This is a genomic window from Cellulomonas sp. P1_C4, from assembly GCF_056406355.1.
This window is the reverse complement of sequence record NZ_JBFUAI010000003.1, coordinates 87,935-113,248: the sequence shown is the minus strand read 5'-3', so window position 1 is coordinate 113,248 and position 25,314 is coordinate 87,935. Positions and strand designations below refer to the sequence as shown.

The window sequence follows — 25,314 nt, the reverse complement described above, 5'->3', positions numbered from 1 at the left end:
GTGACGCCACCTGGAGGGCCCGCGATGCCGACCGACCACCCCACCGCGGGCGTGCATTCCGAGGTCGGTCGCCTGCGCAAGGTGCTCGTCTGCGAGCCGGGCCTCGCGCACCGGCGGTTGACGCCGACGAACGCCGGCGACCTGCTGTTCGACGACGTCCTGTGGGTCGAGAACGCGATCCGCGACCACCGCGCCTTCGTCGGCGAGCTTCGGGCACGCGACGTCGAGGTGCTGGAGCTGCACGACGTGCTGGCGCAGACCATGGCGGTCCGCGGCGCACGCGACTGGCTCCTCGACCGCAAGATCGTGGCCGACGACGTCGGCCTGGAGCTGGTCGACGACGCCCGCGAGTTTCTCGAGCGGCTCGAGCCCCGCCGGCTGGCGGAGTTCCTCATCGGAGGCCTGGCCACCGTCGACATCACCGGCGGGTTCGACGACGAGCACTTCGCGCTCGCCGAGTACTCCCCCGACGCGCACGAGTACGTGATGCCCCCGCTGCCCAACACGCTCTACACGCGCGACACCACCTGCTGGCTGTACGGGGGCGTCACGCTGAACCCGCTCCACTACGCGGCGCGGCGCGACGAGACGCTCCTGATGAAGGCCGTCTACCTGTTCCACCCGGACTTCGCGGGTTCCACCGTGTGGTGGGGTGACCCCGAGCGGCACTGGGGTCGCGCGACGATCGAGGGTGGCGACGTCATGCCCGTCGGCAACGGCACGGTGCTCGTCGGCATGAGCGAACGCACGTCCCGCCAGGGCATCACGCAGCTGGCCGCCGCGCTGTTCGCCCAGGGCGCCGCCGACCGCGTGGTCGTCGCAGGGATGCCCCGGCTGCGGGCCGCGATGCACCTGGACACGGTGTTCACGTTCGCGGACCGGGACGTGGTGACGCTGTACCCGAAGATCGTGGACGGCATCCACGCGTTCACGCTGCGGCCCGCGGACCGGGGCCGCGTGCACATCACGGACGAGGGCGGCGCACGCTTCGTCGACGTCGTCGCCCACGCGCTCGAGTTCCCGTCGCTGCGCGTGATCGAGACCGGCGGGGACGCCTACGCGTCCGAGCGTCAGCAGTGGGACAGCGGCAACAACGCCGTGGCCGTCGAGCCGGGCGTCGTGTTCACCTACGACCGCAACACCACGACGAACGCGCTGCTGCGCGCCGCGGGCATCGAGGTCGTCGAGATCAGAGGGGCCGAGCTGGGCCGCGGACGCGGGGGCGGGCACTGCATGACCTGCCCGATCGTCCGCGACCCCGTGACATGAGAAGAGCCCCTCCCGACATCGGAAGGGGCTGTCTCAGGAAAAGCTGGGGGTCGAGGTCACTCCGCGCGCTGCGTGGGGACGCCCGTGAGGAGCGAACGCACCTCGGACTCGTGGAAACGGCGGTGGCCGCCGAGGGTGCGGACGGCCGAGAGCTTGCCGGCCTGGGCCCAGCGCGTGACCGTCTTCGGGTCGACGCGGAAGAGCACGGCGACCTCGCCCGGCGTGAGCAGAGCGCCCTGCGAGAGGGGGGCGTCGGTGATCGTGGTGACAGCCATGACTGTTCTCCTGTCGTTCGGTAGCTCGGCTGGCCCTGTAGGCCCCGTGGCTTTGCGTCCCCGCCTTGCAGCGGGTTTGCCGTTGTCGCTGACGAAGGGAACTATGCCCGAAACTGGACGCTTGTGCAACAAGCGCCCCGCACGTTTCGCGCGCAAACGGGTGATTTATATCCGGCCATAACGGGCGCGCGCGAACGAGTAGATGCCGTAGGCAATGAGCCCCAGCGCGACGATGACCAGCATCGCGACCCCCGCAGGCTGGTCCCGGAGGGTGTGCAGGGCGCCGTCCAGGCCCGTCGCCTTCGACGGGTTGGCCTCGGCGGCGGCCGTGACGAAGAGCACTCCGACGATCGCGAGTGCGACCCCCTTGAGCACGTACCCGGCGATGCCGAGGCGCCGAACGGTCGGGCCGGCGGGACCCGAGGGGAGCCGGTGGAGGTCCTCGAGGAACTTCTTGGTCCAGCCCTTGTAGACGTGGTACCCGCCCACGACGACGACCGCCAGGCCCACCGCGGCGACGAGGATCCGACCTCCCGGCGCGCCCATCAGCTTCGCCGTGGCGTCGGCCGTCTGCTGCGAGCTCGAGCTGCCACCACCGCGCGCGAAGCTGAAGGCCGCGAACGCGAGCGCCAGGTAGACCACCGCGCGACCGACCGCCTTGGCCCGGTCCCCCGCACCGCTGTCGCTCTTGCCGCCCGTCGGCGAGCCGCCGTGGATCGCCTTGGCCACCTGCCACGCGCCGAGCGCGAGGAACGCGAGGACCGAGAACCAGAGGACGAGGCCCCCGAAGGGCGTGCTCGCGATCGCGGCGAGCGCTCCGGACTGGTCCGCCTTCTCGCCGCTGTTGCCGAAGGCGACCCGCAGGGCGAGGACGCCGATGAGCACGTGCAGGACGCCGCTCACCGCGTACCCGGCCCGAGCCGCGAGCTCCCAGGACCGCTCTGCGTTGACCGTGCCGTTCGTCGAGACCACTGCCCTCACCCTTCCGCCATCGTGCCGTGCCCGAGATCGTGGCAGGAGTCGGGCCGTCCGGCGACCGGAGAGGCTCCGCCAGAATGGACGGTGCCCGCAGCTGGTCGTTTCGTTTCGCGCAGCCGACTCTCGAGGCGAGGGAGAACCATGATCGACGTGATCGTCGCCGGGGGCGGGCCCACCGGTCTGATGCTGGCCGGAGAGCTGCGGCTGCGCGGGGTGCACCCGCTCGTGCTGGAGCGGGACGCCGAGCCGACCCGGGTCGTCCGCTCGCTCGGTCTGCACGCGCGCAGCGTGGAGATCATGGACCAGCGCGGCCTGCTCGAGCAGTTCCTCGCCCTCGGCCGCCAGCACCCGGTCGGTGGCTTCTTCGCCGGCATCCGCAAGCCGACGCCGGCAGGGCTGGACACCCCCTATCCGTTCGTCCTCGGTATTCCGCAGACCACCACCGACCGCCTGCTGCTCGACCACGCCGTCGGGCTCGGCGTCGAGGTCCGGCGGGCGAGCGAGGTTCTCGGGCTCAGCCAGGACGGCGAGGCCGTGACCGTCGAGCTGGCGGACGGCACGCGGCTGCGCTCGCGCTACCTGGTCGGGTGTGACGGCGGTCGCAGCGCCGTGCGCAGGCTGCTCGGGATCGGCTTCCCCGGCGACCCCACCAGGCACGAGTGGCTGCTGGGCGAGGTGGAGGTGACCACACCGCCGGAGACGCTGGCCGCCGTGGTCGCCGAGGTGCACAAGACCCACCGGGGGTTCGGCGCGGTGCCGCTCGGTGACGGGGTGTACCGGCTCGGCGCGCCCGCCGACGGGCTCGCCGAGGACCCGTCCGTCCCGCCGACGCTGGACGAGCTGAAGCGGCAGGTGCGCAGGCTCGCCGGCACCGACTTCGGCGCGCACTCCCCCCGCTGGCTCTCCCGGTTCGGCGACGCGACCCGCCTGGCCGAGCGGTACCGGGCCGGGCGGGTGCTGCTGGCCGGCGACGCGGCGCACGTCCACCCGCCCAACGGCGGCCAGGGGCTCAACCTCGGCCTCCAGGACGCGTTCAACCTGGGCTGGAAGCTGGCCGCCGAGGTCGACGGCTGGGCGCCGGAGGGGTTGCTCGACAGCTACGAGGCCGAACGGCGCCCGGTGGCGGCCGACGTGCTGGACACCACCCGCGTCCTGGTCGAGCTGTCGTCCCTCGAGCCGGGCGCGCAGGCCGTGCGCCGCCTCGTGGAGGAGCTGATGGACTTCGACGACGTGAACCGGCACCTCGTCGAGAAGATCACGGCGACCGGGATCCGCTACGACCTCGGCGAGGGGCACGAGCTGCTGGGCCGGCGGTTGCGGGACGTCCGGCTGACGCAGGGCCGCCTCTTCGAGCTCCTGCGCGGCGGTCGCGGGCTGCTGCTCGACCAGACCGGGCGACTGTCGGTCGAGGGTTKGGCGCAGCGCGTCGACCACGTCGTCGACACGACCGACGACCTGGACGTGCCGGCCGTGCTGCTGCGGCCCGACGGCCACGTGGCGTGGGTCGGCGACGACCAGGGCGACCTGGTCAGCAGCCTGCGACGGTGGTTCGGTGCTGATGCATCGGTGGGGCAGGTGGGGCTTGAACCCACGACCCACGGATTATGAGTCCGCTGCTCTGACCGGCTGAGCTACTGCCCCGAGGCACCGCACACCCTACCGACGCTCACTCGGGCGCGTTGTCGGCCTCGCCGCCCAGCACGTACGGGTCGGTCACGCCCTCGTAGGCCACGTGTGCGACGAGCCCCGCCTGCGCGTGCGGGAGGTTGTGGCAGTGGTCCATCCAGATGCCGGGGTTGTCGGCGACGAACGCGACCTCGTACGTCTCCCCAGCGGTCATCTCCAGCGAGTCGGTCCACCACGGGCTGCCGGTCGACGGTTGCCCGTCCCGGGACAGGACGAGCAGGTGGTGGCCGTGCAGGTGCATCGGGTGCGGCTGGCCGCTGGTGTTGCGCAGCGTCATCCGGACGACGTCCCCCTCCCGCACGACGAACATCGGGACGTCGGGGTACGTGTGCCCGTTGATGGTCCACTGCAGCCCCGGGCGGCCGTCGACGAAGCCCGGACGCCGGCCGATCGCGTAGGTGAAGTGCCGGTCGGCTGCGCGCGGGTCGAAGCCGACGTCCGTGGGCGTGCCGTAGGTGAGGAGGTCGAGCGCGGCGCGAGGGTCGTCGCCGCCCGGGGCGTCACCGGACGGGCCGACGACCACCGACTGCGACCCGAGCCGCACGCGGACCGGGCCGTCGGACGGGACGGTCACCTCGAGGTCGGCCCGACCTCCGCCGCCGAGGACCACGGCCTGGTCGTGCACCGCCCCCGGTTCGTGCACGTCGCGACCGTCGACCGCGAGCAGGCGGTAGTCCGCGTCGGGCACCCACGCCCGCAGCACCCCGGAGCCCGTGTTGACCACGCGGACGCGGACGCGGTCGCCGGACTCGGCGGCGGCGCGCAGGTCGTCGGGACTGCCGTTGATCGTCGGCGTCGACCCGTACGTGTGCACCGCGGCGACCACCTCGGCGTCGTCGGACGTCGCGGGATGGACCACCAGGACTCCGAACAGGCCGCCGCGGACCTGCGCGTGCGAGACCTGGTGGGAGTGGTACCAGAACGTGCCGGCATCCTCGGCGACGAACCGGTACACGTGCGAGCCGCCCACGGGGACGGCGTCCTGCGTGACGCCGGCGACGCCGTCCTCCGCGTTGGGCACGTCGACGCCGTGCCAGTGCAGGGTCGTGCCGTCGGGCACCGAGCGGTTGACCAGCGTCACCTGCACGACGTCGCCGACCTGCGCGTCGATGGTCGGGCCTGGCGAGGTGCCGTTGAGCGTGTAGCCCTGGATCGAGCGACCGCCGCCGAGCGAGACGGGCCCCGACTCGGCCGTCAACGTCACGTCGACATCGGGGACACCCGTCGACGGGCCCGTGAGCGCCTCGACGCTCACGGTCGGCCCGTCGACGGCTCCGTGCTCGTGGGCACCACCCACCCACTCAGTCGGCCCGCCGCCGGAGTCCGGGTACCCCATGTCCATCACGGACGCGTTCGCCGGGACGAGGCTGGTCCACCAGAACCAGGCGAGCGGGCCGACCACGAGCACGGTGGCGACGACGGCCGCCACCACCCGACGCCGTCGGCCCAACGCCTCCCGGTCGGTCACGTGCTCAGGCGGTGACCTCGGCCGGGGCCGAGGTGCCTGTCGTCGTCACACCCCTCGGCACGCGCGTCGCGGCCATGATGCTCACTCCGAGGAGCGCGAGCGCGTTGATCCCGTGCAGGAAACCGACCACCGGGGCGCCGAACGCCACGAACGCGAGCGCGATCTGGAGCAGGGTGAGACCGAAGATGATCAACGCGTATCGCACCGCGCCGGCGAACTTGGCGAAGAAGGACACGATGAGCAGCGCGATCACGAGCACGGGGATGACCATCATCCCGTTGGTGCCGTGGATCGAGTGCCCGATGTTGCCTTCGTAGTTCGAGTCGATGACGGCGCCGTCGTCCAGCTCGTGGATGGTCGTGAACCAACCGAGCGCGATGGCGCCCGCCTGGACGAAGACTCCTGCGGCCACCAAGTAGGCGAGCACCCGATACGTAGCTTTCATGGCGTACCTCTCGATCCATCGCGCTCCGAGGGCACGATCGGGGCCGACCGCGCCTGACTCAACGATCCTCCATCGGGCAACTTGATACCAATAGCCCGCTTTGTCTCTTTTAGAGCGCGTGTGCCACGCGGGTACCGTGACCGGGTGCCCCTGTTCTCCCGACGCCGACTGCCCGCCGTCGACCGCGCCCGGCTCGACCTGCAGCCCGGTGACGCCGTCCTCGTCAGCACCGAGCTCACCGACGGGCGCTGGGCCGTCGCGACCCGGCGCGCGCTGCACCTCCTGGGCCCGGACGGACCGGCTCTCCGGCACCCTTGGTCGGACGTCGACCACGGATCCCTCGACCCCGCCACCCGCACCATGACCCTGCGCTGGGTGTGGGGCGACACCGACCGGCTGACGTTCTCCGAGGTGCCCGGCTCGTTCGCGTTCTCCCAGACGTTCCGCGAGCGCGTGCAGCAGTCCGTCGTCCATGCGGTGTCCGTCACACTTCCCGGCGGCCAGCGCGCCCGCGTCGTCCTGCGGCGCGACGAGGGCGGCGAGCTGTTCACGCAGGTCCTCGGCGATGCGTCCATCGACCTGTCCGACCCCGAGGTCGCGGCCGTCGTGGATGCTGCCGAGGACGAGGTGCGCGACGCCGTCGGACTCCCCCGCTGAGCGTCCGAGGCACCCGGATTCGGCTGCTAGAGTTTCTTCCCGCACGATCCCTCGTAGCTCAATTGGCAGAGCATCCGACTGTTAATCGGACGGTTACTGGTTCGAGTCCAGTCGAGGGAGCCAGTAGAACCGCAGGTCAGGCCCCCTTTCGAGGGGGCCTTCGTGCGTCCGTGCCAGATACGTGCCAGATCAGAACGTCCCTCGGTTCCACTATGTGAGCAACCAGGCGTCGATTCGAGGCAGCCGCCACGCCCATCGTCGATACGGTGTGGCCCTGAGCAACGCCGCTCCCGCTTGGGACAACGACCCGAACGACCCCACCGCGCTGAGATGGTGGGACGGGCAGCGATGGACGGAGCACACTGCGCCACGCGAGCAAGCGGCTGCTGCGCCACCCGTTCGTGAATCCCACCGCCCGGAGCCGGCGATCGTGCAGTCCGCGAGCTCGCGCAAGGCGCCTGTCTCGCTCTGGCCGAGGGGAATCTGGACCGACAACCAGGCGCGCGGATGATGCGCCAGCCAGCGTTGCGGGCCGGCGGATCGGTCACGAGCGCGTCGCGGCCGTTCGCCAGTCGCGCGGGGTCATGCCGAAGCGGTCGCGGAAGCGTCGACTGAAGTGCGCTGGGTCCGCGAACCCCCAGCCGCGCGCGATCGACTCGATGCTCCGACCGCGGCTCGACGACGAGCCCAGCTCGTCGCGGGCACCGAGGAGTCGTTGCGTGATGATCCACTGCTCGATGCTGAACCCGGCCTCCTGGCAGATCCGGAACAGGTAGCGGACCGAGACGTTGTGCGCAGCGGCGATCCGCGCGGGCCGCAGGTCGGGGTCGCGCAGGTTCAGCCGTACGTAGGTGCGGACGCGGGTCATCAGGGTGTCGGCAAGCAGGTCGCGACCGTGGCGGACGTCGCGAGACGCAGAGGCGAACAGGGCTCGGACCAGCTCGATCGTGGCTGCGCCCAGCTCGGTCGCCGCAGGGTCGTCGGCCAGCGCCGGTGTGGCTGCCAGGCTCCGCGCGTGCTGGCGGACCAGCGGGTAGAGCGGGCTCGTGTGCAGCCGGACCACGGCGTGCCGGATGACGTCGACAGGCATGCCGAGCTGGTCCGCGGTCATCGCCGTGAGCGAGAGCGACGGACCGCCCTCGTCGCGCCCGTAGGTGAAGGGAATGCTCAGGTCGACGCCGTGAAGCTCGCCCTGCGGAAGTGTGCGCTGGACGCCGAACTGGTCGTACTGGCCGCCCCCGCACAGGGCGAGCCCGACGCTGAACAGAGGCTCGTCGCGGGCACCGGCCTGGCGTGGCGTGAGTGCCATCGACATCCCGACGTTCGACTCGGCGCGCACGAGCTTGAGGTCGCCCAGCTGCCATGCCTCGACACGCGCGGACAGGCGGTCCGCGTCGGGGATGTACAGGTTCATCGGCAGGACGGCGTCGACCATCGCGGCGCGCCACGTCTCGATGCGGTCTGTGCGGGACACCAGGTCGGTGTCGAAGAGCACGGCCACGTGGTGGCTCCTGTCTCCTGAGGCAACTCTCGGAGTATGCGGGTCCGCGGTCGGTTCGTCAGCAGTTCGGTGGTGGATCCGTGCACTCACGAGCAAGAACGTGTGACCCGTCGCTCTGAGTCAGGTTCTGTGCACCGTCGGGCAACCCGTGACGCCGAACGGGTTCTTACGTTCTGGTCGTCCATCACGCCACCGACCTGCAGGAGCACACCACCATGCCCTTCGTCACCACGTTCGACGGAACCGAGATCTTCTACAAGGACTGGGGGTCGGGCCCGCCTGTGCTCCTTGCCCACGGCTGGCCGCTCAACAGCGACAGCTGGGAGGCCCAGGCCCTGTTCCTGGCCGAGCACGGGTTCCGGGTGATCGCGCACGACCGACGCGGCCACGGAAGGTCCACCCAGACGTGGGACGGCAACGAGATGGACACGTACGCCGACGACCTGGCGACGCTCATCGAGACGCTCGACCTCACGGACCTCACGCTCGTCGGCTTCTCGACGGGGGGCGGTGAGATCTCCCGCTACATCAGCCGGCACGGCACCCTGCGGATCGCCCGCGCGGTCCTGGTCTCCGCTGTTCCGCCCTTCATGCTGCGCACCGAGGACAACCCCGACGGCGTGCCGATCGAGGTGTTCGACGGGCTGCGCTCCGCGTCGCTCGCCGACCGGTCCCAGCTCTACAAGGACCTCGCCGCGGGCCCGTTCTTCGGGAACAACCGGGAGCCCGGGTCGGTGTCGCAGGGCATGCAGGACGTGTTCTGGCGTCAAGGGCTGCAGGCCGGCCACCGCAACGCGTACGAGAGCATCGCCGCGTTCTCGGCCACCGACTTCCGCGACGACCTGGCGACGTTCGACGTCCCGACGCTGGTGATCCATGGCGACGACGACCAGGTGGTGCCGTTCGAGGTCGGCGGCAAGGCGTCGGCCGCGCTCATCAAGGGCGCCGAGCTCACGGTCTACGCGGGTGCGCCGCACGGCATCACGGACACGCACAAGGACCAGCTCAACGCCGACCTGCTCGCGTTCCTGACCCGATGAGCGACACCATCACCGCCACCGAGCGGACCCAGATCGCCGCGGCCAACGCGTCCGGCAGACCGACCGTCGTCCTCGTCCACGGCCTCTGGCTCCTGGCCGGCTCCTGGGATCCGTGGCGCGAACTGCTCGAGGGGCAGGGCTTTGCGACGATCGCCCCGAGCTGGCCGGACGATCCGGCAACCGTCCTCGAGGCGCGTCGGGACCCGTCCATCCTGGCCGGCAAGGGCGTCGCCCAGGTCACCGCCCACGTGGCCGACGTCATCGGCGCGCTCGACTCGAAGCCGGTCGTCGTCGGTCACTCGTTCGGTGGGCTGATCACCCAGAAACTCGCCGGCATGGGGCTCGCGTCCGCTTCGGTGGCGATCGACCCCGCCCCGTTCAAGGGGGTCCTGCCGCTGCCGCTCTCGACCCTGCGGTCCTCACTGCCGGTGCTCGGGAACCCGGCGAATCGCAAGCGGGCGGTGGCCCTGACGTTCGAGCAGTTCCGCTACGGCTGGGCCAACGCGCTGACCGAGGCTGAGGCGAGGCGCCTGTACGAGTCCCAGCACATCGCGGCACCCGGTCGCCCGTTGTTCCAGGCGGCTCTCGCGAACTACTCCTTCCGCTCGGAGGCGTCGGTGGACACCCTCGCGGCGAACCGGGGCCCGATGAAGCTGATCTCGGGCGGGGCAGACAACACGGTGCCGTGGGCCATCACCAACGCGTCCTACAAGAAGCAGCGGCGCAACGTGGCCGTCACTGAGATTGAAGAGATCCCCGGTCGAGGTCACTCGTTGACGATCTACAGCGGGTGGGAGGTCGTCGCCGAGTCCGCGCTGTCGTTCATCTCCGTGCAGTCGGCACGCAACGCGGGGTCCGACAAGGGATGAGGGCCGTGGCCCGCTGCGCGCCGCCCCGTCCACGATTCCCTTGTCGAGCCCCAGACGGGCGCGATGCGGAATGGCTGATCTGAGGAACCGGACAGGTAGGTGAGACGCGACGTGTCTCACCTACCTGTCCGCTCACAGGTCTGCTGAGCGCCGTCCGGACAACCGCGATGAATCCGCATTGCCGGTGCGCCCGCGCCACGCCCAGACACGTACTACGAGGTCGCAACGGTTCGACGGCGGGCGCGACCCCGGCCTGGCAGCAACCGCGAGCCGCCGGCGATGAGTCAGCTGGCGCCGCGCCGATGCACCCCTTGGGGTGTGGTGCAGCGCGGGCCGCAGGACGTCTAATCTCCTGCCGGGATCGGTGTCGGAGGTTGCCAAGAGAGGGCGGCACAGGGCGTGACCAGCAGCGAGCAGATCCGCGTCGCAGACGAACCCGTCGGGACCGTACGGGTCGTTGTGGCGTTCGACGCGGCGCGCGTGACCCTGGCCGGGGAGATCGACATCGCCCTCGACAGCGAGTTGGACGACGCTGCCCGCGCGGTCCGTGATTGCCGGCTCCCGGTGATCGTGGACGCAACGAGTGTGACCTTCATGGACGCGGCTGGCGCCCGATTCATCGCTCGGTGCTACGGCCACGGTCCGCTGACGATGGCCACCTCCCCGACCGTCAGGTCGCTCCTCCACTTCCTGGCAATGGACGATGTCCTGGCCGGATGCGACGACGTCTAGTCACGCGACAGGGGCGCACGCGGACCGTCGGTCCGGACAACCAACGATCGACATCGGCTGTTCTACGGCCTCGTGTGCGGCGCCAGGGTTCGCAAATCTAGACGGCAAGGACCGCGACGTCGTCGTCCGCCTCGCTCTCGGGGACCAGCCGCCGCAGCAGCTCGTCGACGAGGCCGTCCAGGTCGCGCCCGGCACGGCCCGCCGCGTCGTCACGCGTGAGCTCGCCGACCCAGTGCAGCGACGTTTGGTTTGGGCCAAGTCTCGTTGAATGTCTGAGGATCGGCCTGTGACCTGCGCGGAAACGGAACCGGCTTGCCACGAGCGGGCGGTGCTGCTCAGGACGTGACAGGTACCCACAGCTCGATCTCATCGTGCCGTCTGTAGAACTCGATGAGCGGTCGCGATTGGTCGACCGCGCCTCCTGACTCCAACTCCTCGAGTCCGGGCCCGATCGAGGCGTAGATCTCGGGAGGCGTGCCCCGCAGGCGACCACGGCGGAACATGCCGCCTGGCAGTTCGCCGACCTCCAGGCCCAGGTGAGCAGGGTTGTCGCCTTCTCGCAGAGGCGTGCACGTCGAGTAGGTCTGCGCCAGGACGTCTGCGGCTGCGTACATCTTGCGGCCTTGTAACCCGACTCGCTCCTCGAACCAGGGCCAGAGCCTCTGGATTTCGGCGAGGTCGTCTGCGCATGTTGCTTGCATCACCGCGACCGGTGCGCGGGCGATGAGATCGGGTGAATTCATGAACAGCGTCATGGCCACAAAGTTCACCACTGACCCGGGATCCAACCCGAGGCGCTGGCTACCGCCCGACGCAGGTCTGCCCCGGAACCGGCGCATCGCAACGGCCATCGCTCTCCCGACCGAGCGTCCTCTCCTCCTCATCGCGCCGTACGTCTCCGACTCGGTCGCAGAGGTCGTGACCGCTTTCTGGTCGGCCGCGCCGCGCTTCGCCGAGGTCATGCTCGTCTCGGAGACGACGACGAATAGGACCCATATCCGTGGACGCGGTGGGTGCAGTCGGGCGCGGGCCGGTTCGTGTCGGTGGGCTCACGCCGATCGGATCGCTGCGCGTGCCGAGCGGGCTGGGCCCAAGATGCGCACGATCGACGTACCGAACTCGTCCTGGTGCTCGAGGCTCACAGCGAGGAGGCGGCCACGCTGGCGGCTCCTGGCCCATTCGATGACGTCCTCGACGTCCTCGGCGTCGAGCAACCGCCAGCGCTCGACGTCGCCGCCGCTGGTCCACAGCTCGACGACGTAGACAGGCTCGCCTTCGGCGGTCCACATGCGGTGTGCCGTGGAGCGTTCGATGCGCATGGCGGCTCCCTTCCCAGGAGGATCTGCACCAGGGTGGTCCCTCGCCGTGAACACCCGGGTGGCGACGGGTGTCGGCGGCGTGGACGTCAGCGACAGTGACAGTGCCTAGGGCCGGCTGCGACTCGTGGTACGTCCACCGCGACGCGCGCGCCCTAGGCGTCCTCGCCACGCGCTGCGTCCGCGAGAGCCTCGGCGACCTCGCGCTCGACGAGCACGGGCACGAAGTCGCGGACCGACGCGCCGACGAAGCTCGCGAGCCGCGCATGTACCTCGGACAGGATGCGCGCTCCCGAGATGGAGGGAAATCGCAGGGCGAGTCGATCGACGACTTCGTCGATCGCGTGACCTTCATTCTCGACGGGCATGGCTGCATGCTGCGCGCCGCACGGATCCGCGCGGACAACAGTGGTCGACCTCTGGACGAATGTTGAGGTGTCCATCGACGCTCCGCGACGACGTCGGCGGCGTCACTCCACCTGCACGACCTTGTCCTTGTGGACGTCGATCGGGATCCGCTGGCCTTCGATCGCCAGCGTGACCTCGACGTCGTCGGACGCGGCGGCGTGCTTCACCGATTCGAGCGTGCCCCGCAACAGCCCGCGGGGGTGCCGTTCCGTGCCGAAGGCGAGTGTCGCCGTCTTGCCGAGGTGCGACCCGTTCAACCCGGCCGCGGACAGCTCGATCGTCGGCTCGTGCGTCATCGTCGCGCCCCCGCTCCGCCACCGTTCCCTTAAGGCGCAGACCCTAGAAGGTCTCGGCGACGGGCGGCTGAACGACGGGCGAACTTCGCTCACGTCTCGCGCCGTCCAAGAGGCCGAGCGGCGCCCCCGGTGACTCGTGCGTGAACACTCACCAACGACTGGAAGAACCGCCTCATGACCTGCGACGTCATTGACGAGGATCCGGTCGTGGCTGATGTCCAGACCCTCCTGCGTGACCTACGCTCCGGCGCCGTCCCGCCCACCGCGCTCGTCGCGACTCTCGCGGTCCCGTTGCAGGTGATCGACGCCGAGACGCCCGTGCACGAGGTGGAACCGCTCTTCCTCGATCCGACTCTCGTGCGGATCGGGGTCCTCGACCGTGCCGATCCCAGCCGGATCGGACTCATCACGCGGTCGCGGTTCAACGCCGGCATGGCGGGCCGGCTCGGCTATGGCCGCGCGGTCCTGACGCGACGCCCCGCGCGCGCCGTGGCGGACTGGGATCCCCTGGTCGTCGACCCGACCTCGTCCGTCGTCGAAGCTGCCCTGCTGGCGATGGGTCGGCCGCCCGAGTCCCGGTTCGAGGACGTGGTGGTCCGCGCGGACCTGTGGTCGGCGACGGGAACCGCGGAGCTTGTGCACACCCTCGCTGCGGCGCTCGCCGACCAGGGCACGCGTGACCGCACCACCGGGCTGGTCAACCGGCACACGCTCGAGCACACGCTCGCCTCGTGGGCGCGCGAGATTTACGGCTCTCGCCGGCGCCCGGCGGTGACACTGGTCGACGTCACGGCGTTCGGTCTGCTGAACGCGATCCACGGTCTCCCCCACGGCGACCGCGTGCTCGCCACCATGGCTCGGGCGCTCACCGACGCCTTCCCCGCAGGCTGCGTGCTCGGACGCCTCGGCGACGACGAGATTCTCATCGGCGCGGTGCTGCCCGCCGTTCCTGACGAACGCGCCCGTCAGGTAGCGGAAGATCTGCGGCGGGTCGCGCTGCGCGCGCTCGCCGCCGCTCCCTCGGGGTTCCTCGACGGCGAGTGGCCGCCAGTCCGGGCGGCCTCCGCCGTCAGCCTGCAGGGGTGGGCTGACGTCCCTCTTCTTCTGCAAGACGTTCACCGGGGAATGCGCAAACAGAAGTCTGAGCACGCGCAGATCGTCGAGACACGGAACGCTTGATGAGAGCAAAGCGATCGCAGAAGTACTCCGATGCGATCGGCCGCCTTGCATCCACCGTCGAGGAACAGTCCGAGGATGGGGCGAAGGCGGGCCTCGAAAGGCTTCGGGACGACGGAAGCTGGCTCGACGTCGGGCCGTGGCTGAGCAACCGCGAGCTCATCTGACTTGGCGTCCGAGTTGTACGGCCCCGTCAGCAACGAGCCCCGCTCGGACCGGACGACGTCGCCCTGCGCGACCCGTGTTCACGGTGCGGCGCACCGCTTGGCGAGACGTGTCGCACGGCCGACCGGCTTCCGCGTGACCCTCACCGGCGCCGGATCAACGCCCATCTCGAGCCCTCGCAGCCGAGCGCTAGCGATCATGCACCCCCCGTCCGCGGCGTGCCCAGGTGTCCGGCCCCACGACCGCGACCAACACATCTGCTCAAGCTGCCCCAGCCCCTCATCGCTGCCCACCCCCAAACGGTGGCAACTGAAGCGGCGCCGGACGCACACGGGCCGTGCGCCCATGCTCAGCACGTGCACGCTCCGCCACCGCGCGGGCACCCTCACGGCGGCGTTGCTCCAGGAGCTGTGCCAGCTCGACATACACAGCGTCCTCGAGCACCCCGCCCCGCAACATCTGCTCCGCGATCGTCGGGACCTTGTCCTGCCCGGGGGGCACCACCACCCCCAGATCCGCGAGCGCCTGGTCCAGACGCCGCGTGAGGAACCCGTCCGACTTCTTCACCCCGAGCAGGTCGTCAACCATGTGCCCCACCAGCCGCGCCGACCCGATCGACTGCACCGGACCCGGCCACCCGTACGCCAGCACGCAGAGCGCCGCGACCGTCCGGGCCGGCACCGCAGGATTGAACACGTCCCGCCGCGACCACCGCGGCGCCGTTCCATCTATCTGCCCGTCAACCCCCGGCGGTCGCCCATCACCCAACCCGGTCGTCACCGCGAATTTCGCCAACGACACCCCATTGATGAGCTCAACCGTGAACACGCCCGACCGCAGCACGTGCTCCCCACCAAACGGCAGACTTGCCTCCTGCCCCCACTGGTGCCGGTCAAGCAGCACCGTCCCGTGCCGCTGCGCAGCCACGACCCGCACCGCACCGTCGTGGCGTCCTTCGAGCCACACCGCGGACCGCGACAACGTCCGGGGTGCCCCCGGCGCAACACCAGCACCGACCACGACCGGGACGACAACTGCCCCCGCGGCGTCCACGGGCGCACTCGTCGCGTCACCCGACGGTGCGCTGCCCAAGACCACCCACACACCCGGGCTCAGGTCCGCGATCACAGACCCGCCCGGCTCATCAAGAACAGCGCTCATTCCCCACGTTCTACCTGGTCACACCCCACACGCGTAACCCTCCCGCCACGAGAGCACCCTCCCGCGCGAATCGGCCCGCGGAAACCTTCGGAGTTCTGTGTCGGTGCTCAGTGGGAAGCGAGTGCGGTGATGCGCTCGCGGAGGTGCTCGCGCAGCGGGCGGATGCCGTCGACGTCCCACTTGGCGGGTCTGGCAGTGGCCATGTGTCGTACCGGACGCCCGAAATCTGCGGGATGTCGAGGCCGGGTTTGAGCGCGACGACAACGTGCGCAGCCTCGACGGATGCACGTGTCAGGCGGGTGGGTGTGCGGCCACCGCCTCGCCGTCCGCGCGGCGGTGGCCGGCAGGGGTCCATGACGTCCATGTCGCCAGCGTGGCGGACACGCACGGGCCGGTCGACCGGTGGCTGCGAGGGGCGATGTCTCCGCGTAGCCGCTCATGGGCCGCGCTGCGGTGGCGGAGTCAGGCCGGAGCACATCCCCTCGTTGCTCCGTCGTGTCAACGTTCGGCCCACAGCCGGCTGCTCATGTCGTCAGAGGGTGGCGCGCATGACCCACCGCCACTTGGCGATGCGCCGGTCCCTCACAAATCCATGCCAGCATACAGTTCTTCGGGTCCGGTGTGGAGATACGCGCCCCGTTGCGGCGGTCGATCCGCCGTCTGTTCGGGATAGGCCTCCACGACGCCTCCGCCGGCGCGCTTGATCTCCTCCAGGGCCCCTTGCACGGCGGCAACAGCGATCCCGTTGCCGCGGTCCTTCGAGTTCGTGAAGATGCAGCCGATCCTCCAGTCGGGCGGATCCTGCGCTTCAGCGTCGTAGGCGCGGCGACTCTTGATGTTAGGGAGCTCCGGCGGGGTGCCGAACTGACACCAGCCGACACATCTGTCCTCGTCGTACACCAGGACTTGGTGTACCGCTCCCCGGCGCACGAGATGCTGCTTGGCGTCGTGGTTGCCCTGGCGTGTTCCGGTGGACCCGCCAGGATGGAATCCCATGCACCAGCAGCCGCCCCACACACCGTTGTTCGACTCGACGAGCGCGGCAAAGTCCTCCCACGTGGCCGGCGTCAGCAGCCGGGTGGTCAGCGCCATGGCGCAATTCTCACCGAAAGCCGCGCGCCCCTCAACGGGCGTCCGCAGTCACCTGACCTTGGTTTGCTGGCCGCCGCGGTGCTCAGCGCCCCGCGGCGTCGAACGCGGGCGCGAACCGCAGCTCGCCGCGCGGTGTAGGCCCCGAGAGGGTGACGTGCTGGACGACGGCGCGATCCAGGTCGAGGTGCGACAACGGCCCGTCGCCCGTGAAGCCCATCCGGCCGTAGATCGCCGGGTCACCGATCAGCGCGCAGCCTCGGGCCCCGCGCTCCCGCAGCCGCCGCAGACCCTCGGCCACCAGTGCCCGACCGATCCCCCGCCGCTGACGGTCGAGCCGGACGGAGATCGGCCCCAGCCCGAACCAGCCGTCGTGCAACCCGTCGATCGTCACGGGCGAGAACGCGACGTGCCCCACGACGTCGCCGCCATCCTCCGCCACCAGCGAGAGCGTCAGGTCACCGGACGCCCGCAGTCGTCGGATGATCGGTGCCTCGGATCCGTCGCTGAACCACTGCGGCTCGAAGGCGGCGACGGTCAGCCGATCGATCGCGTCGGCGTCGTCGTCTGGGCGTTCGGGTCGGATCAGCACCGTCGTCTCCGGGATCGCGGGGCGCGCCCGCCTCGGACGCGGCTGGCAGCGTAGGACCGGGCGGCGCGGAGCTGAAGCGGATATGCGTGGGCGCGGTCCCGGCGCCCGAGCGGGCGGCCGCGGACGGGCCGGACGAGCGCTGGGCAATCCTGGAACAACCGACTTCGGTGGGCTAGAGGCCGTCCGGCCGCGGTCAGGCCTCGCGCTCAGGCATCGTCCGGCCGAGTCTCGCGGCTCCATCCCAGCGACCGTTGTGCGGTCCGGTTGTCCGCGCGCGGTTCAGTGACCGGGCGGCCCTCGTACTGGGTGGACAGCACGATCTGGGTGTCGATCTCGCCGTGCCGCCCGATGCGTTCGAAGATCTCCTCCAGGTGCGGCATCGAGGCGGCGCGGACCCGCAGGAGGGTGCACGAGCTGCCGCTGAGCTTGTGGATCTCGACGACCTCGGGGAACTCGTCGGACTCGGTCGTCTTGAGCAGGCAGCGCCCGGGTGAGCACCGCAGCTTGATGAACGCGGTCAGCGGGAGGCCCGCGCGAGCGGGGTCGATCCGGGCCTGGTAGCCCGCGATGACGCCCGCGTCCTCCAGCCGCCGCACCCGGTCGGCGACCGCGGGTGCGGACAGGTTGACCTTGCGGCCGAGCTGGTTGAACGACAGCCGGCCGTCGTCCTGGAGCTCGGAGAGGATGCGCCAGTCGGTGCCGTCGAGCGGTTTGCTCATCTATAAACCGTAACCTCGGATTGCCTCGCGATCGACAGGCGAAGGGCGACGAATGCCTGCGATCAGCCATTCACCGCAGCCCCTGGCCTTCGTAGCGTCGATCGCATGGCGCTGAGCAGGGCACGTCTCCCCACCGCGGTCACCCCGGCGACGTCGGCGCTGTTCGTCGGCGCCGCCCTGAGCAGCGCGGTCATCGCGACGACCAGCACCGTGGCCGCGCTGGTCGCGGTCGACGCCCTGGGACCGGCGTGGGGCGGGGTGCCGGGGACCGCAGCGGTCGTCGGAACCGGGCTCGGTGCCCTCCTGGTCACCTCTCTCACCCACCGCACCCGCACCGCGACGGCCCTGCGGCTCGGGTACGTGGCGAGTGCCATCGGCGCCGCCGTCGGTGCGGTGGCCGTGCCGCTCGGCCACGTCGGGCTGCTCGTCGGCGGCATGCTGCTGATCGGCCTGGGCAACGCCGCCGCGCAGCTGTCCCGGTACGTGGCCGCCGAGCTCGTGCCCGCACGACGACGCGGGTTTGCGATCGGACTCATCGTCTGGGCCGGGACGGTAGGCGCCGTCGGCGGCCCACTACTCCTGCTCCCCACCGCGCACCTCGCGGAGGCCCTCGGACGGCCCGCACTCGCCGGTGCGTTCCTGCTCGCCGTGCCGGCGGGCCTGCTCGCCGCGCTGGCCCTGAGCACGCTGCGGACGGCCCGACGACCCGCGAGCAGCTCCGGGGTGCCCGTGCGGGCGATCCTGGGCGCCCCGGCTGGGCGCGACGGTCTCGCGGTGATGGTCACCGGGCAGGTCGTGATGGCCGCCGTGATGACGTCGGTGCCGGTCCAGCTGCACCTGCACCACCACGGTCTCGACATCGTCGGCCTCGTCATCGCCGCCCACACGCTCGGCATGTTCGTGCTGTCACCGATCACGGGACGGCTCGTCGACGGTCTGGGCCCGGTGCCGGTGATGGCACTCGGCCTCGGCACGTTGCTCGTCTCGACGATCGTTGCGGCCTCCGGCGCCCTCGTCCCCCAGGCGGTGGGCCTGTTCGCCCTCGGGTACGGGTGGAACCTGTGCTTCGTCGGAGGCAGCGCGTCGCTCGCCGTCGGGCTGCCCGCGGGACAGCGGGCCGACGTGGAGGGCTCCGTCGAGGCCGTCGTCTGGATCTCGGCTGCGGCCGGCACCCTCACGTCGACTGTGGTCCTCGCGCTGGCCGGGTGGTCCGCGCTGACGCTCGCGGCCGGCGCCCTCGTCCTCGTGCCGGCGCTCCTCCTGCTCAGCGATCGGCGGCGAAGCTCGCCTCGAGCCATCCGATGAGTTTTCGACCTTGAGCGTCCCTCTCACCGCCACGCACGCAACGCCTTCGTTGCGTGTCCCCCGTTGTGGCGTCTAGCTCCGTCCAGCAGCCTGAGGTCAAGCATCGATTCACCTCGAGAAGCTCGGCAACGTCCTCGGACGTCACGACGTCGTCGAGGTCGCGGCCCGCGCTGTCGTGACGCACGTAGCTCGAGTCGCCAAGACGGGTGCCGGACGCCGGCGTGCGGCGCCCGTGGAGTCGCGGGGCGGACAACGTCAGCTCCGGGTCGAGCGCTGGGACGGGGATAAGTCGGGCGTGCTCGGGGCAACCTCGCGCACCATCACGCAGTTGACCAAGCCCTTGGGTCGGTTATAGATGAAGCCCTCGCGCTCGTACATGGTGCGAGTGCCGTTGTAGAGGAAGGACGAGTTCTTCTTCCGGACCCCGCCGGTGTCGTGCGGGTAGCCCTCGACAAAGCCGCCGCCGGCACGCGCGATCAGCTCCACTGCTCCGCGCAKGGCGACCGCCGCCAGGCCCCGACCGCGAAGGCCGCGCTCGACCTGGATACAGGTCACCCGGTAGTCGGGGAGTCGCTCGGCAGTGGCGAGATACTCCTTGCGGTGATGGATGCTGGGCAACTCCTCGGGTGATCCGTACTGCGCCCAGGCGACAGCTCGGTCGCCGTCGTAGACCAGCGCCGCATGCGCGAGCCCGTCGGCCACGAGACGCCGCTTGAGTGCCCGGTTCGCCTCGGCGCTCTGACCCTTCTCCGCGCAGTCGGGATGGAACTTCGTGCACCAGCAGCTGGCGAACATGCCCGCGTTCCGCTCGATCAGAGCGGCGAAGTCCTCGAACGTCTCCGGTGTGAGCGTCTCGATCCTCACGACAGGCATGCGGGCAACCTACTCTGCGCCGGCTTTCCAGAGCCCGGTCACCACCGCGTCGAGAGAACATCGTTCGAGCCCGCGTCGCGTGGATCCCGTCCGCAGAGCACACACCCGACGCCCCGCAAGCGACTCCTGCGTCGTCTGCTGGCCGCAGCAACGCATCGACCCGCACCCACGCGCGACGGCCAGTCCACGCGCTGGCCGCTGCCGGGTACTCGACGGCGCCCCTCGCAGCGGGCGGCGAAAGGCGTTCCGGCATCGGCGAACCGCGCAACGGCCCCAGGTCACGGCGGGCACGTGCGGGCGTACGGGATGCTGGGCAGGACCTCGCTCCACTCGTCGGGCGTGAGATTGCGTCCCGCGACCGCGCACGCATGCTCAAGCAGGGCCCGCTCAGAGATGTCCCAGAGCTGCACGCCCTCGTCCTCCGTGAACGTCACGACGGTCCGACCCGCGTCGAGTGCAGCGACGGCCACGTCCGACCCGGATCTCGTCGCGCTCAGATCCATCGTCATCCCTGCAGCGCCGCGATCGAGGGGCCAGATGGACGCGGTGCCTGCCCCGGCGGCGACGACGGCGCGCGAGTCGGCCGTGAACGCGAGGGAGTCGACCCCGCCGCCTGGGACGGCCGCCCACGTCCCGTGGACGTCCCAGGTCTCGGTGTCCCAGACGACGACGCGTCCGCTCTCCGACCCGCCCGCCAGCCACCGGCCGTCGGGCGAGAAGCCCAGGGGACGCACGGCGAGGGTCTCCCCGCCCGGCACGACGAGCTCGGTGACGAGCTCGCCCGTCACCGTGTCGCCGACCTCGACGCCACCGCCCCGCACGCCGAGAGCCACGACGCTGCCCGTCGCGTCGGCGGCGACGGACACGATCTCCTCACGCGCCTCGTAGCGGGCCCCCCCGGCGGCCGGCTGCCCGCTCTGCACGTCCCAGACGAGGGCGGTGCTCAGGTCAGCGGTGACGAGCGACCGACCGTTCCCGCTGAACGCGGGCGCGGGACTGACGAAGTCGGCGACCAGCGGGATCGTCGGCAGGAGACGTCCGCTGGCGACGTCGACCACCTGCATCTCGGCTGTCATGGAATGCGGCCAGTGCACGGTGAGCAGGCCGGCATGCCGACCTGTCGGGTCGACGACGACGCGCGCCGGGGCGCCGGGCGACGGGAGCGTGACGACGGACGACGTCCCCGCGGGCACGTCGATGAGCTCGAGTGCTCCCTCGTCCCGATAGGCGACGGCCAGGGAGCCGTCCGCGGCGAGCGCACGGGTGGTCTCCGCGAACGGTCCCAGGCGCGTGGCGGGCTGCGGCGTGCCGATCCGTCGGACGACGCCCCGCGAGCCGGTGAGATCCCAGGCCACCACCGCTCCGTCGAACCCGCTCGCGTACATGTTCGCCCCGTCGTGCGAGTAGACGACCTCGCTGACCCTGCCGGTGTGGCCGCGAAGGACGGTGCGGAGCGCGAGCGACTCCGTGTCCCAGACGACGACGGTGCCCTCGGTGGTCGCGCCCGCGAACGAGGACCCGTCGGGCGCCCAGGTGAGATCGACGATCTCGCCGACGAAGTCGGACGGGACCGGTCGACGGGCGCCGTCGTTGCCGACGTCGACGTGCTCGACCGATCCGCCCGCGTGGGCGAGCACCAGAGCCGTGCCGTCGGGGCTGACGGAGGCCACGGTGCCGGACCCCTCGCGGGACGACCACACGACCTGGCCGCTCCCGGCCTCCCAGGCGGTCACCGGCCCTGCTGCCACGAAATCAGCGGCGACCATGAAGCGGCGACCCGCGGCTGCGTCCAGGTCGATGGTGTCCGAGACGGCGACCCGCAGACCGCGGACCAGGTCCGTCCGGCCGGTGCGGAGATCCACCCGCCGAACCGCCCCGTCCTCCCCGACCGTGGCGAGCGTGCTCCCGTCGTGCATGAACCGGGCGGCGTTGACTCGCGGACCTCTCAGCGTCTCCGGGTGCGGCGTCGTCGCGTCGAGATCGGCGACCATCAGCTGCGGGCGGTAATTCGAGACTCCGGCGGGCTGGCCGACGACCACCAGGTACCGGCCGTCCGGACTGAGGTCCAAGGACGACACCGCGACGTCGGTCAGGTTGCTGACGGTCGAGGTCCGCTTCCCCGTCGCCACATCCCACACATCCACGGTCCCGGCGCTGCCCAGGCCGGCCAGGGTGGTGCCGTCCGCGCTCACGGCGACCGCCAGCAGCCGGCCGTCGGTCGTGTACATCGCGGTCGCCTGGGGGCTTCGGTGCACGGTGCGCAGGAGGCCGGCCCTGGACTGTGCCGAGCCGTCGAGCTCGAACGCCTGCGCGGCGTAGAGCAGCGCCAGGTCCCAGCGGTCCGCACGCAGCGCGGTCGCACTCAGGGCCCGCACATCTGCCTGGACGGCGAGGCGTCGCGACTCGTTGCGCTGGTCGACAGCAACCCAGCCGGCGCCCAGGGCGAGGACCACGACCGCCGCGAGGCCCACAGCCAGTGCGCGGAGCCTCCTGATCGAGCGTCGTCGAGCTAGTGCGTCGGCGTCAGCGGCGTCGTGGCTCGCCCGGAGGAAGTCGTGCTCCACGTCGGTCAGGTCGTCGCCGTGATCAGCCAGGAAGTCGAGGGCCGCCGTCAACCGCTGGCCGCGGTACAGCTCGCCGGGATCCCCACCGGCGACCTTCCAGGCAGCAGCGGCGGGGGCGAGGTGCCGACGCAGGCGTCGGCCCGACTCGTCGTCGTCGAGCCAGCCGCGCAGCCGCGGCCACTCACGCAGCAGCGCCTCGTGGGCGACCTCCACGTGCGTCGTCGAGACCGTGAGGAGCCGGCGTGCCGCCAGGAGGTCCAACGCCGCCCGCGCGTCGGGGTCGGTGTCGACCGAGAGCTCCGTGCGCAGCACCCGACGCCGGACCGGCTCCCCCGCGTCGTCGACCTCCGCCAGTCGCAGCAGGATCCGTCGAGCACAGCCCTGCTGCGCGACGGTGAGGCGGGCGAATGCCTCCTCCGCGAGCTGCTGCACGGCGGTCCGGATGCCGCCCATCTCGCCGTAGTCGGCGAGCGACAAGCGACGACCGTCGCCGCGCTCCCACAGCGACAGGAGGGCGGTGGACATCAGCGGGAGACCGCCCGGCTCGCCGACGACGTCATCGACGATCGCCCGGGCGAGGCCCGGCTCCACCACGAGATCGGCGGACGCGGCCGGCACCTCGACCGCCTGACGCAGCTCCTCCGCCGACATCGTCCCGACCAGGACGGTATTCGCCGCGATGAGCTCGGCGAGCCGACGGTGGACGGCGACCCGCGCGACGTAGTCGGACCGCACCGCGACGACGACCGTGACGTCCGGCCGCTGCGCCGCAGCCGTCAGCCACCCGGCGTAGTCCTGCTGCGCAAACGGAGACAGGACCGTGAAGAGCTCTTCGAGCTGATCCACCACGAGCAGCGTCCGCGGCGAGCTGGTGGTCGTTCCGGCAGGGGCGAGGACGGGCGCCGGGCGTGCGGGCGTCGTCAGCAGGACCCGCCAGCGCTCGCTGCCCGGCAGGAGGCCCGCGTCGATGGCCGCCAGCAGACCCGCCCGGACGACCGAGGACTTCCCGCTGCCGGACGGGCCCACGACGGCGAGGAGCGACGCATCGACCAACCGGGCGACGAGCCGGGCGACCAGGCGCTCGCGGCCCGCGAACCAGGGCGCGTCGTCGACGTCGTAGAACGCGAGCCCCTTGTACGGGCACACGTGGCGCGGACCGGCCGAGTCGGCGTGCGCGCGCCGGAGCGACCCCAGCCGCTGCAGCTCGGTCACCTCTTCCGCGACCCGGTCCCGGGAGCGGGCCAGTCGACGTCGTGGGTCCGAGATCGTCAGCGCCGCCGCCCCGATCCGCGCCGCGACGATCGCCTCCCCGTATCGGCCGGCGGCCGCGTGCACCTGACGCGGCACACCGACCGCGCCGAGGATGTCGTCCGCCGCGAGCGCGTCCGCCAGGTCGGGCTGCGGCACGTAGAGCTCGACCAGCGCAGCGACCTCCGCCGAGCTCAGCGGGGGCAGCGGCAGGCGGTCGGGGACGATGTCGGCGAGCAGGTCCGCCTGCTCCGGTGTGAGGTCTCCCGCAGCCACCACGAGCACCTGGGACTGCGGGAGCCCCTCGGACAACGCCCGCAGGTGCGCGACCGACATGCGCTGCACGTCGTCGAGCAGGAGCAGCACGGGCGTCGCGTCCTGCGCGTCGATGCTGGCGGGCCGGTCCGTGACCGTGCCACCGCTCGCCTGGACGTGCCGCGCGAGCTCGGCCAGCAGCTGCGTCTTGCCGATCCCGGACGGGCCGGACACCAGTACGCGCACGGCAGCGCCCGCGACCGCGCGGCGATAGGCCTCGCGGAGCACCGTGAGCTCGTGCGCACGGCCGACGAACGTCGGTGCCACGATGTCGCCCCCGGAACGCAGGGCCGACGCGGCGGTCGGCCCGAGCAGCCGCGGGTCGTGGACGAGCACCCGGGCGTGCACGGCCTGGAGCTCGCTGCCCGGCTCGACGCCGAGCTCCTCGACCAGCGACGACCTCGCCTGCTGATAGCACCTGAGCGCGTCGGCCTGGCGGCCGGACCGGTACAGCGCCGTCATCAGGTCGACCCAGAGGTGCTCGCGGAGCGGGAGGACCGCGACCAGCGCCTCGACCTCCCCGATCAGCTCGGGACCGGCCCCCATCGCGAGATCGGCCGCGATCCGGTCCTCGAGCGCGGCCAGCCGCAGCTCCTCGAGCACGCCCCGCTCGGTGACGGCGAACGGTGCGTCGAAGTCGGCGTACGCGTCGCCGCGCCACAGCCCGAGGGCCTCGCGCAGGGTCCCCACGGCCAGCTCCGGCTGGGCGGCGAGCTGGCGGTGCCCTGTCGCGACGAGGGAGCGGAAGCGCTCCGCGTCCACCTGCTCCCGGTCGACCGCGACGAGGTAGCCCGGCCGGCGTGTGATCACGGTGTCCGCGGCCCCGTCGGGAAGGCCGCGGCGGAGCCGCGAGACGTAGGACATGACCGTCCTGTCGGCGCCGCCGGGGGGCCGGTCGCCCCACAGGCCCGTGACGATCGTCGGCACCGAGAGGACCCTGCCGGGCGCGGTGAGCAGCAGCGCGAGCAGGGCACGCTCCTTCGGGCCGCCGACCTCGAGCCGGTTCGTCCCCGCCCAGACCTCGAACGGACCGAGGACGCGGAACGTCATCGCGGCGTCGAGCGACGACGACGTGGCGGGGTGAGTCGACGTTCCGCCGGTACCCATCGTCTCTGCAGCGTCCCGCCGCGGGGCGAGCGGCGGCAAGGGGGCCGCCCGACGTCGTCG

The 25,314-nt window shown here is 71.3% G+C and carries 24 protein-coding genes, 2 tRNA genes and 1 riboswitch; of the genes, 10 read left to right on the top strand and 16 right to left on the bottom strand.

Going from position 1 to position 25,314, the window contains the following annotated elements; genetic code table 11:
• The first annotated feature begins 24 nt into the window (after window positions 1–24).
• Window positions 25–1,269 (top strand): arginine deiminase, encoded by a 1,245-nt coding sequence (locus AC1DYZ_RS03195; protein WP_477063773.1) that lies wholly within the window; start codon window positions 25–27, stop codon window positions 1,267–1,269.
• A gap of 56 nt (window positions 1,270–1,325) precedes the next feature.
• Here the strand turns inward: AC1DYZ_RS03195 and AC1DYZ_RS03190 are convergent, their stop codons facing one another.
• Both AC1DYZ_RS03190 and AC1DYZ_RS03185 read right to left on the bottom strand, forming a co-directional pair.
• Window positions 1,326–1,544, bottom strand: coding sequence for a BldC family transcriptional regulator (locus AC1DYZ_RS03190; RefSeq protein WP_477063772.1), 219 nt, complete (start codon window positions 1,542–1,544; stop codon window positions 1,326–1,328).
• A gap of 16 nt (window positions 1,545–1,560) precedes the next feature.
• A riboswitch (cyclic di-GMP riboswitch) is annotated at window positions 1,561–1,635 on the bottom strand.
• A 74-nt stretch (window positions 1,636–1,709) separates the two neighbouring features.
• Window positions 1,710–2,516 (bottom strand): DUF1206 domain-containing protein, encoded by an 807-nt coding sequence (locus AC1DYZ_RS03185; protein WP_477063771.1) that lies wholly within the window; start codon window positions 2,514–2,516, stop codon window positions 1,710–1,712.
• Window positions 2,517–2,663: 147 nt separating this feature from the next.
• Between AC1DYZ_RS03185 and rox the strand changes: the two genes are divergently transcribed.
• The gene (rox, locus tag AC1DYZ_RS03180) at window positions 2,664–4,130 is read left to right on the top strand and encodes a rifampin monooxygenase (RefSeq protein ID WP_477063872.1); all 1,467 of its coding nucleotides are present in this window, start codon (window positions 2,664–2,666) and stop codon (window positions 4,128–4,130) included.
• Here rox and AC1DYZ_RS03175 read toward each other — a convergent pair.
• The 3 genes from AC1DYZ_RS03175 to AC1DYZ_RS03165 all read right to left on the bottom strand — a co-directional run bounded on the left by AC1DYZ_RS03175 (window position 4,090) and on the right by AC1DYZ_RS03165 (window position 6,121).
• Window positions 4,090–4,163: transfer RNA gene (locus tag AC1DYZ_RS03175), tRNA-Ile, on the bottom strand. The two genes, rox and AC1DYZ_RS03175, sit on opposite strands and share 41 nt — an antisense overlap.
• A 25-nt stretch (window positions 4,164–4,188) precedes the next feature.
• A complete protein-coding gene (locus AC1DYZ_RS03170) occupies window positions 4,189–5,676 on the bottom strand; it encodes a multicopper oxidase family protein (RefSeq protein WP_477063770.1) in 1,488 nt (495 codons plus the stop codon).
• Between the two features lie 4 nt (window positions 5,677–5,680).
• Entirely contained in the window at window positions 5,681–6,121 is a 441-nt protein-coding gene (locus AC1DYZ_RS03165; RefSeq protein ID WP_477063769.1) for a hypothetical protein, read from the bottom strand.
• Window positions 6,122–6,265: 144 nt separating this feature from the next.
• Here AC1DYZ_RS03165 and AC1DYZ_RS03160 point away from each other — a divergent pair, with 144 nt between their 5' ends.
• The 3 genes from AC1DYZ_RS03160 (at window position 6,266) to AC1DYZ_RS03150 (ending at window position 7,289) form a co-directional block, all read left to right on the top strand.
• Window positions 6,266–6,778 (top strand): hypothetical protein, encoded by a 513-nt coding sequence (locus AC1DYZ_RS03160; RefSeq protein ID WP_477063768.1) that lies wholly within the window; start codon window positions 6,266–6,268, stop codon window positions 6,776–6,778.
• A gap of 47 nt (window positions 6,779–6,825) precedes the next feature.
• Window positions 6,826–6,901 (top strand) — tRNA-Asn (locus tag AC1DYZ_RS03155).
• 58 nt (window positions 6,902–6,959) lie between these two features.
• On the top strand, window positions 6,960–7,289 hold the full coding sequence (locus AC1DYZ_RS03150) for a DUF2510 domain-containing protein (protein ID WP_477063767.1): 330 nt from the start codon (window positions 6,960–6,962) through the stop codon (window positions 7,287–7,289).
• A gap of 33 nt (window positions 7,290–7,322) precedes the next feature.
• Here the strand turns inward: AC1DYZ_RS03150 and AC1DYZ_RS03145 are convergent, their stop codons facing one another.
• Entirely contained in the window at window positions 7,323–8,279 is a 957-nt protein-coding gene (locus AC1DYZ_RS03145; RefSeq protein WP_477063766.1) for a helix-turn-helix domain-containing protein, read from the bottom strand.
• A gap of 215 nt (window positions 8,280–8,494) precedes the next feature.
• Here AC1DYZ_RS03145 and AC1DYZ_RS03140 point away from each other — a divergent pair, with 215 nt between their 5' ends.
• From AC1DYZ_RS03140 to AC1DYZ_RS03130, 3 genes are all read left to right on the top strand, one after another.
• Window positions 8,495–9,319, top strand: a complete 825-nt coding sequence (locus AC1DYZ_RS03140; protein WP_477063765.1) for an alpha/beta fold hydrolase — start codon at window positions 8,495–8,497, stop codon at window positions 9,317–9,319.
• Window positions 9,316–10,188, top strand: a complete 873-nt coding sequence (locus AC1DYZ_RS03135) for an alpha/beta hydrolase (protein WP_477063764.1) — start codon at window positions 9,316–9,318, stop codon at window positions 10,186–10,188. Before AC1DYZ_RS03140 ends, AC1DYZ_RS03135 begins: the two co-directional genes overlap by 4 nt.
• Before the next feature lie 399 nt (window positions 10,189–10,587).
• Window positions 10,588–10,920: an STAS domain-containing protein gene (locus AC1DYZ_RS03130; RefSeq protein ID WP_477063763.1), complete on the top strand. Its 333-nt coding sequence runs from the start codon at window positions 10,588–10,590 to the stop codon at window positions 10,918–10,920.
• A gap of 335 nt (window positions 10,921–11,255) precedes the next feature.
• Here the strand turns inward: AC1DYZ_RS03130 and AC1DYZ_RS03125 are convergent, their stop codons facing one another.
• The 4 genes from AC1DYZ_RS03125 to AC1DYZ_RS03110 all read right to left on the bottom strand — a co-directional run bounded on the left by AC1DYZ_RS03125 (window position 11,256) and on the right by AC1DYZ_RS03110 (window position 12,940).
• The gene (locus AC1DYZ_RS03125; protein ID WP_477063762.1) at window positions 11,256–11,882 is read right to left on the bottom strand and encodes a hypothetical protein; all 627 of its coding nucleotides are present in this window, start codon (window positions 11,880–11,882) and stop codon (window positions 11,256–11,258) included.
• 87 nt (window positions 11,883–11,969) lie between these two features.
• Complete coding sequence (locus AC1DYZ_RS03120; RefSeq protein ID WP_477063761.1) at window positions 11,970–12,239, bottom strand: hypothetical protein; 270 nt, start codon at window positions 12,237–12,239, stop codon at window positions 11,970–11,972.
• Window positions 12,240–12,391: 152 nt separating this feature from the next.
• Window positions 12,392–12,604, bottom strand: a complete 213-nt coding sequence (locus AC1DYZ_RS03115; protein ID WP_477063760.1) for a three-helix bundle dimerization domain-containing protein — start codon at window positions 12,602–12,604, stop codon at window positions 12,392–12,394.
• 102 nt (window positions 12,605–12,706) lie between these two features.
• The gene (locus AC1DYZ_RS03110; protein WP_477063759.1) at window positions 12,707–12,940 is read right to left on the bottom strand and encodes a hypothetical protein; all 234 of its coding nucleotides are present in this window, start codon (window positions 12,938–12,940) and stop codon (window positions 12,707–12,709) included.
• 207 nt (window positions 12,941–13,147) lie between these two features.
• Between AC1DYZ_RS03110 and AC1DYZ_RS03105 the strand changes: the two genes are divergently transcribed.
• Window positions 13,148–14,119 (top strand): GGDEF domain-containing protein, encoded by a 972-nt coding sequence (locus AC1DYZ_RS03105; protein WP_477063758.1) that lies wholly within the window; start codon window positions 13,148–13,150, stop codon window positions 14,117–14,119.
• A 441-nt stretch (window positions 14,120–14,560) separates the two neighbouring features.
• Here the strand turns inward: AC1DYZ_RS03105 and AC1DYZ_RS03100 are convergent, their stop codons facing one another.
• The 4 genes from AC1DYZ_RS03100 to AC1DYZ_RS03085 form a co-directional block, all read right to left on the bottom strand.
• The gene (locus AC1DYZ_RS03100) at window positions 14,561–15,208 is read right to left on the bottom strand and encodes a hypothetical protein (RefSeq protein WP_477063757.1); all 648 of its coding nucleotides are present in this window, start codon (window positions 15,206–15,208) and stop codon (window positions 14,561–14,563) included.
• 816 nt (window positions 15,209–16,024) lie between these two features.
• Complete coding sequence (locus tag AC1DYZ_RS03095; RefSeq protein ID WP_477063756.1) at window positions 16,025–16,534, bottom strand: GNAT family N-acetyltransferase; 510 nt, start codon at window positions 16,532–16,534, stop codon at window positions 16,025–16,027.
• An 82-nt stretch (window positions 16,535–16,616) separates the two neighbouring features.
• Window positions 16,617–17,123, bottom strand: coding sequence for a GNAT family N-acetyltransferase (locus AC1DYZ_RS03090; protein ID WP_477063755.1), 507 nt, complete (start codon window positions 17,121–17,123; stop codon window positions 16,617–16,619).
• 206 nt (window positions 17,124–17,329) lie between these two features.
• Complete coding sequence (locus tag AC1DYZ_RS03085; protein ID WP_477063754.1) at window positions 17,330–17,842, bottom strand: Lrp/AsnC family transcriptional regulator; 513 nt, start codon at window positions 17,840–17,842, stop codon at window positions 17,330–17,332.
• Window positions 17,843–17,947: 105 nt separating this feature from the next.
• Here AC1DYZ_RS03085 and AC1DYZ_RS03080 point away from each other — a divergent pair, with 105 nt between their 5' ends.
• Window positions 17,948–19,147: an MFS transporter gene (locus tag AC1DYZ_RS03080; protein WP_477063753.1), complete on the top strand. Its 1,200-nt coding sequence runs from the start codon at window positions 17,948–17,950 to the stop codon at window positions 19,145–19,147.
• Window positions 19,148–19,402: 255 nt separating this feature from the next.
• On the opposite strand, the gene AC1DYZ_RS03075 is transcribed toward AC1DYZ_RS03080, so the two are convergent.
• Both AC1DYZ_RS03075 and AC1DYZ_RS03070 read right to left on the bottom strand, forming a co-directional pair.
• A complete protein-coding gene (locus tag AC1DYZ_RS03075; protein WP_477063752.1) occupies window positions 19,403–20,020 on the bottom strand; it encodes a GNAT family N-acetyltransferase in 618 nt (205 codons plus the stop codon).
• A gap of 278 nt (window positions 20,021–20,298) precedes the next feature.
• Window positions 20,299–25,254 (bottom strand): nSTAND1 domain-containing NTPase, encoded by a 4,956-nt coding sequence (locus tag AC1DYZ_RS03070; protein ID WP_477063751.1) that lies wholly within the window; start codon window positions 25,252–25,254, stop codon window positions 20,299–20,301.
• Window positions 25,255–25,314 lie beyond the last annotated feature (60 nt).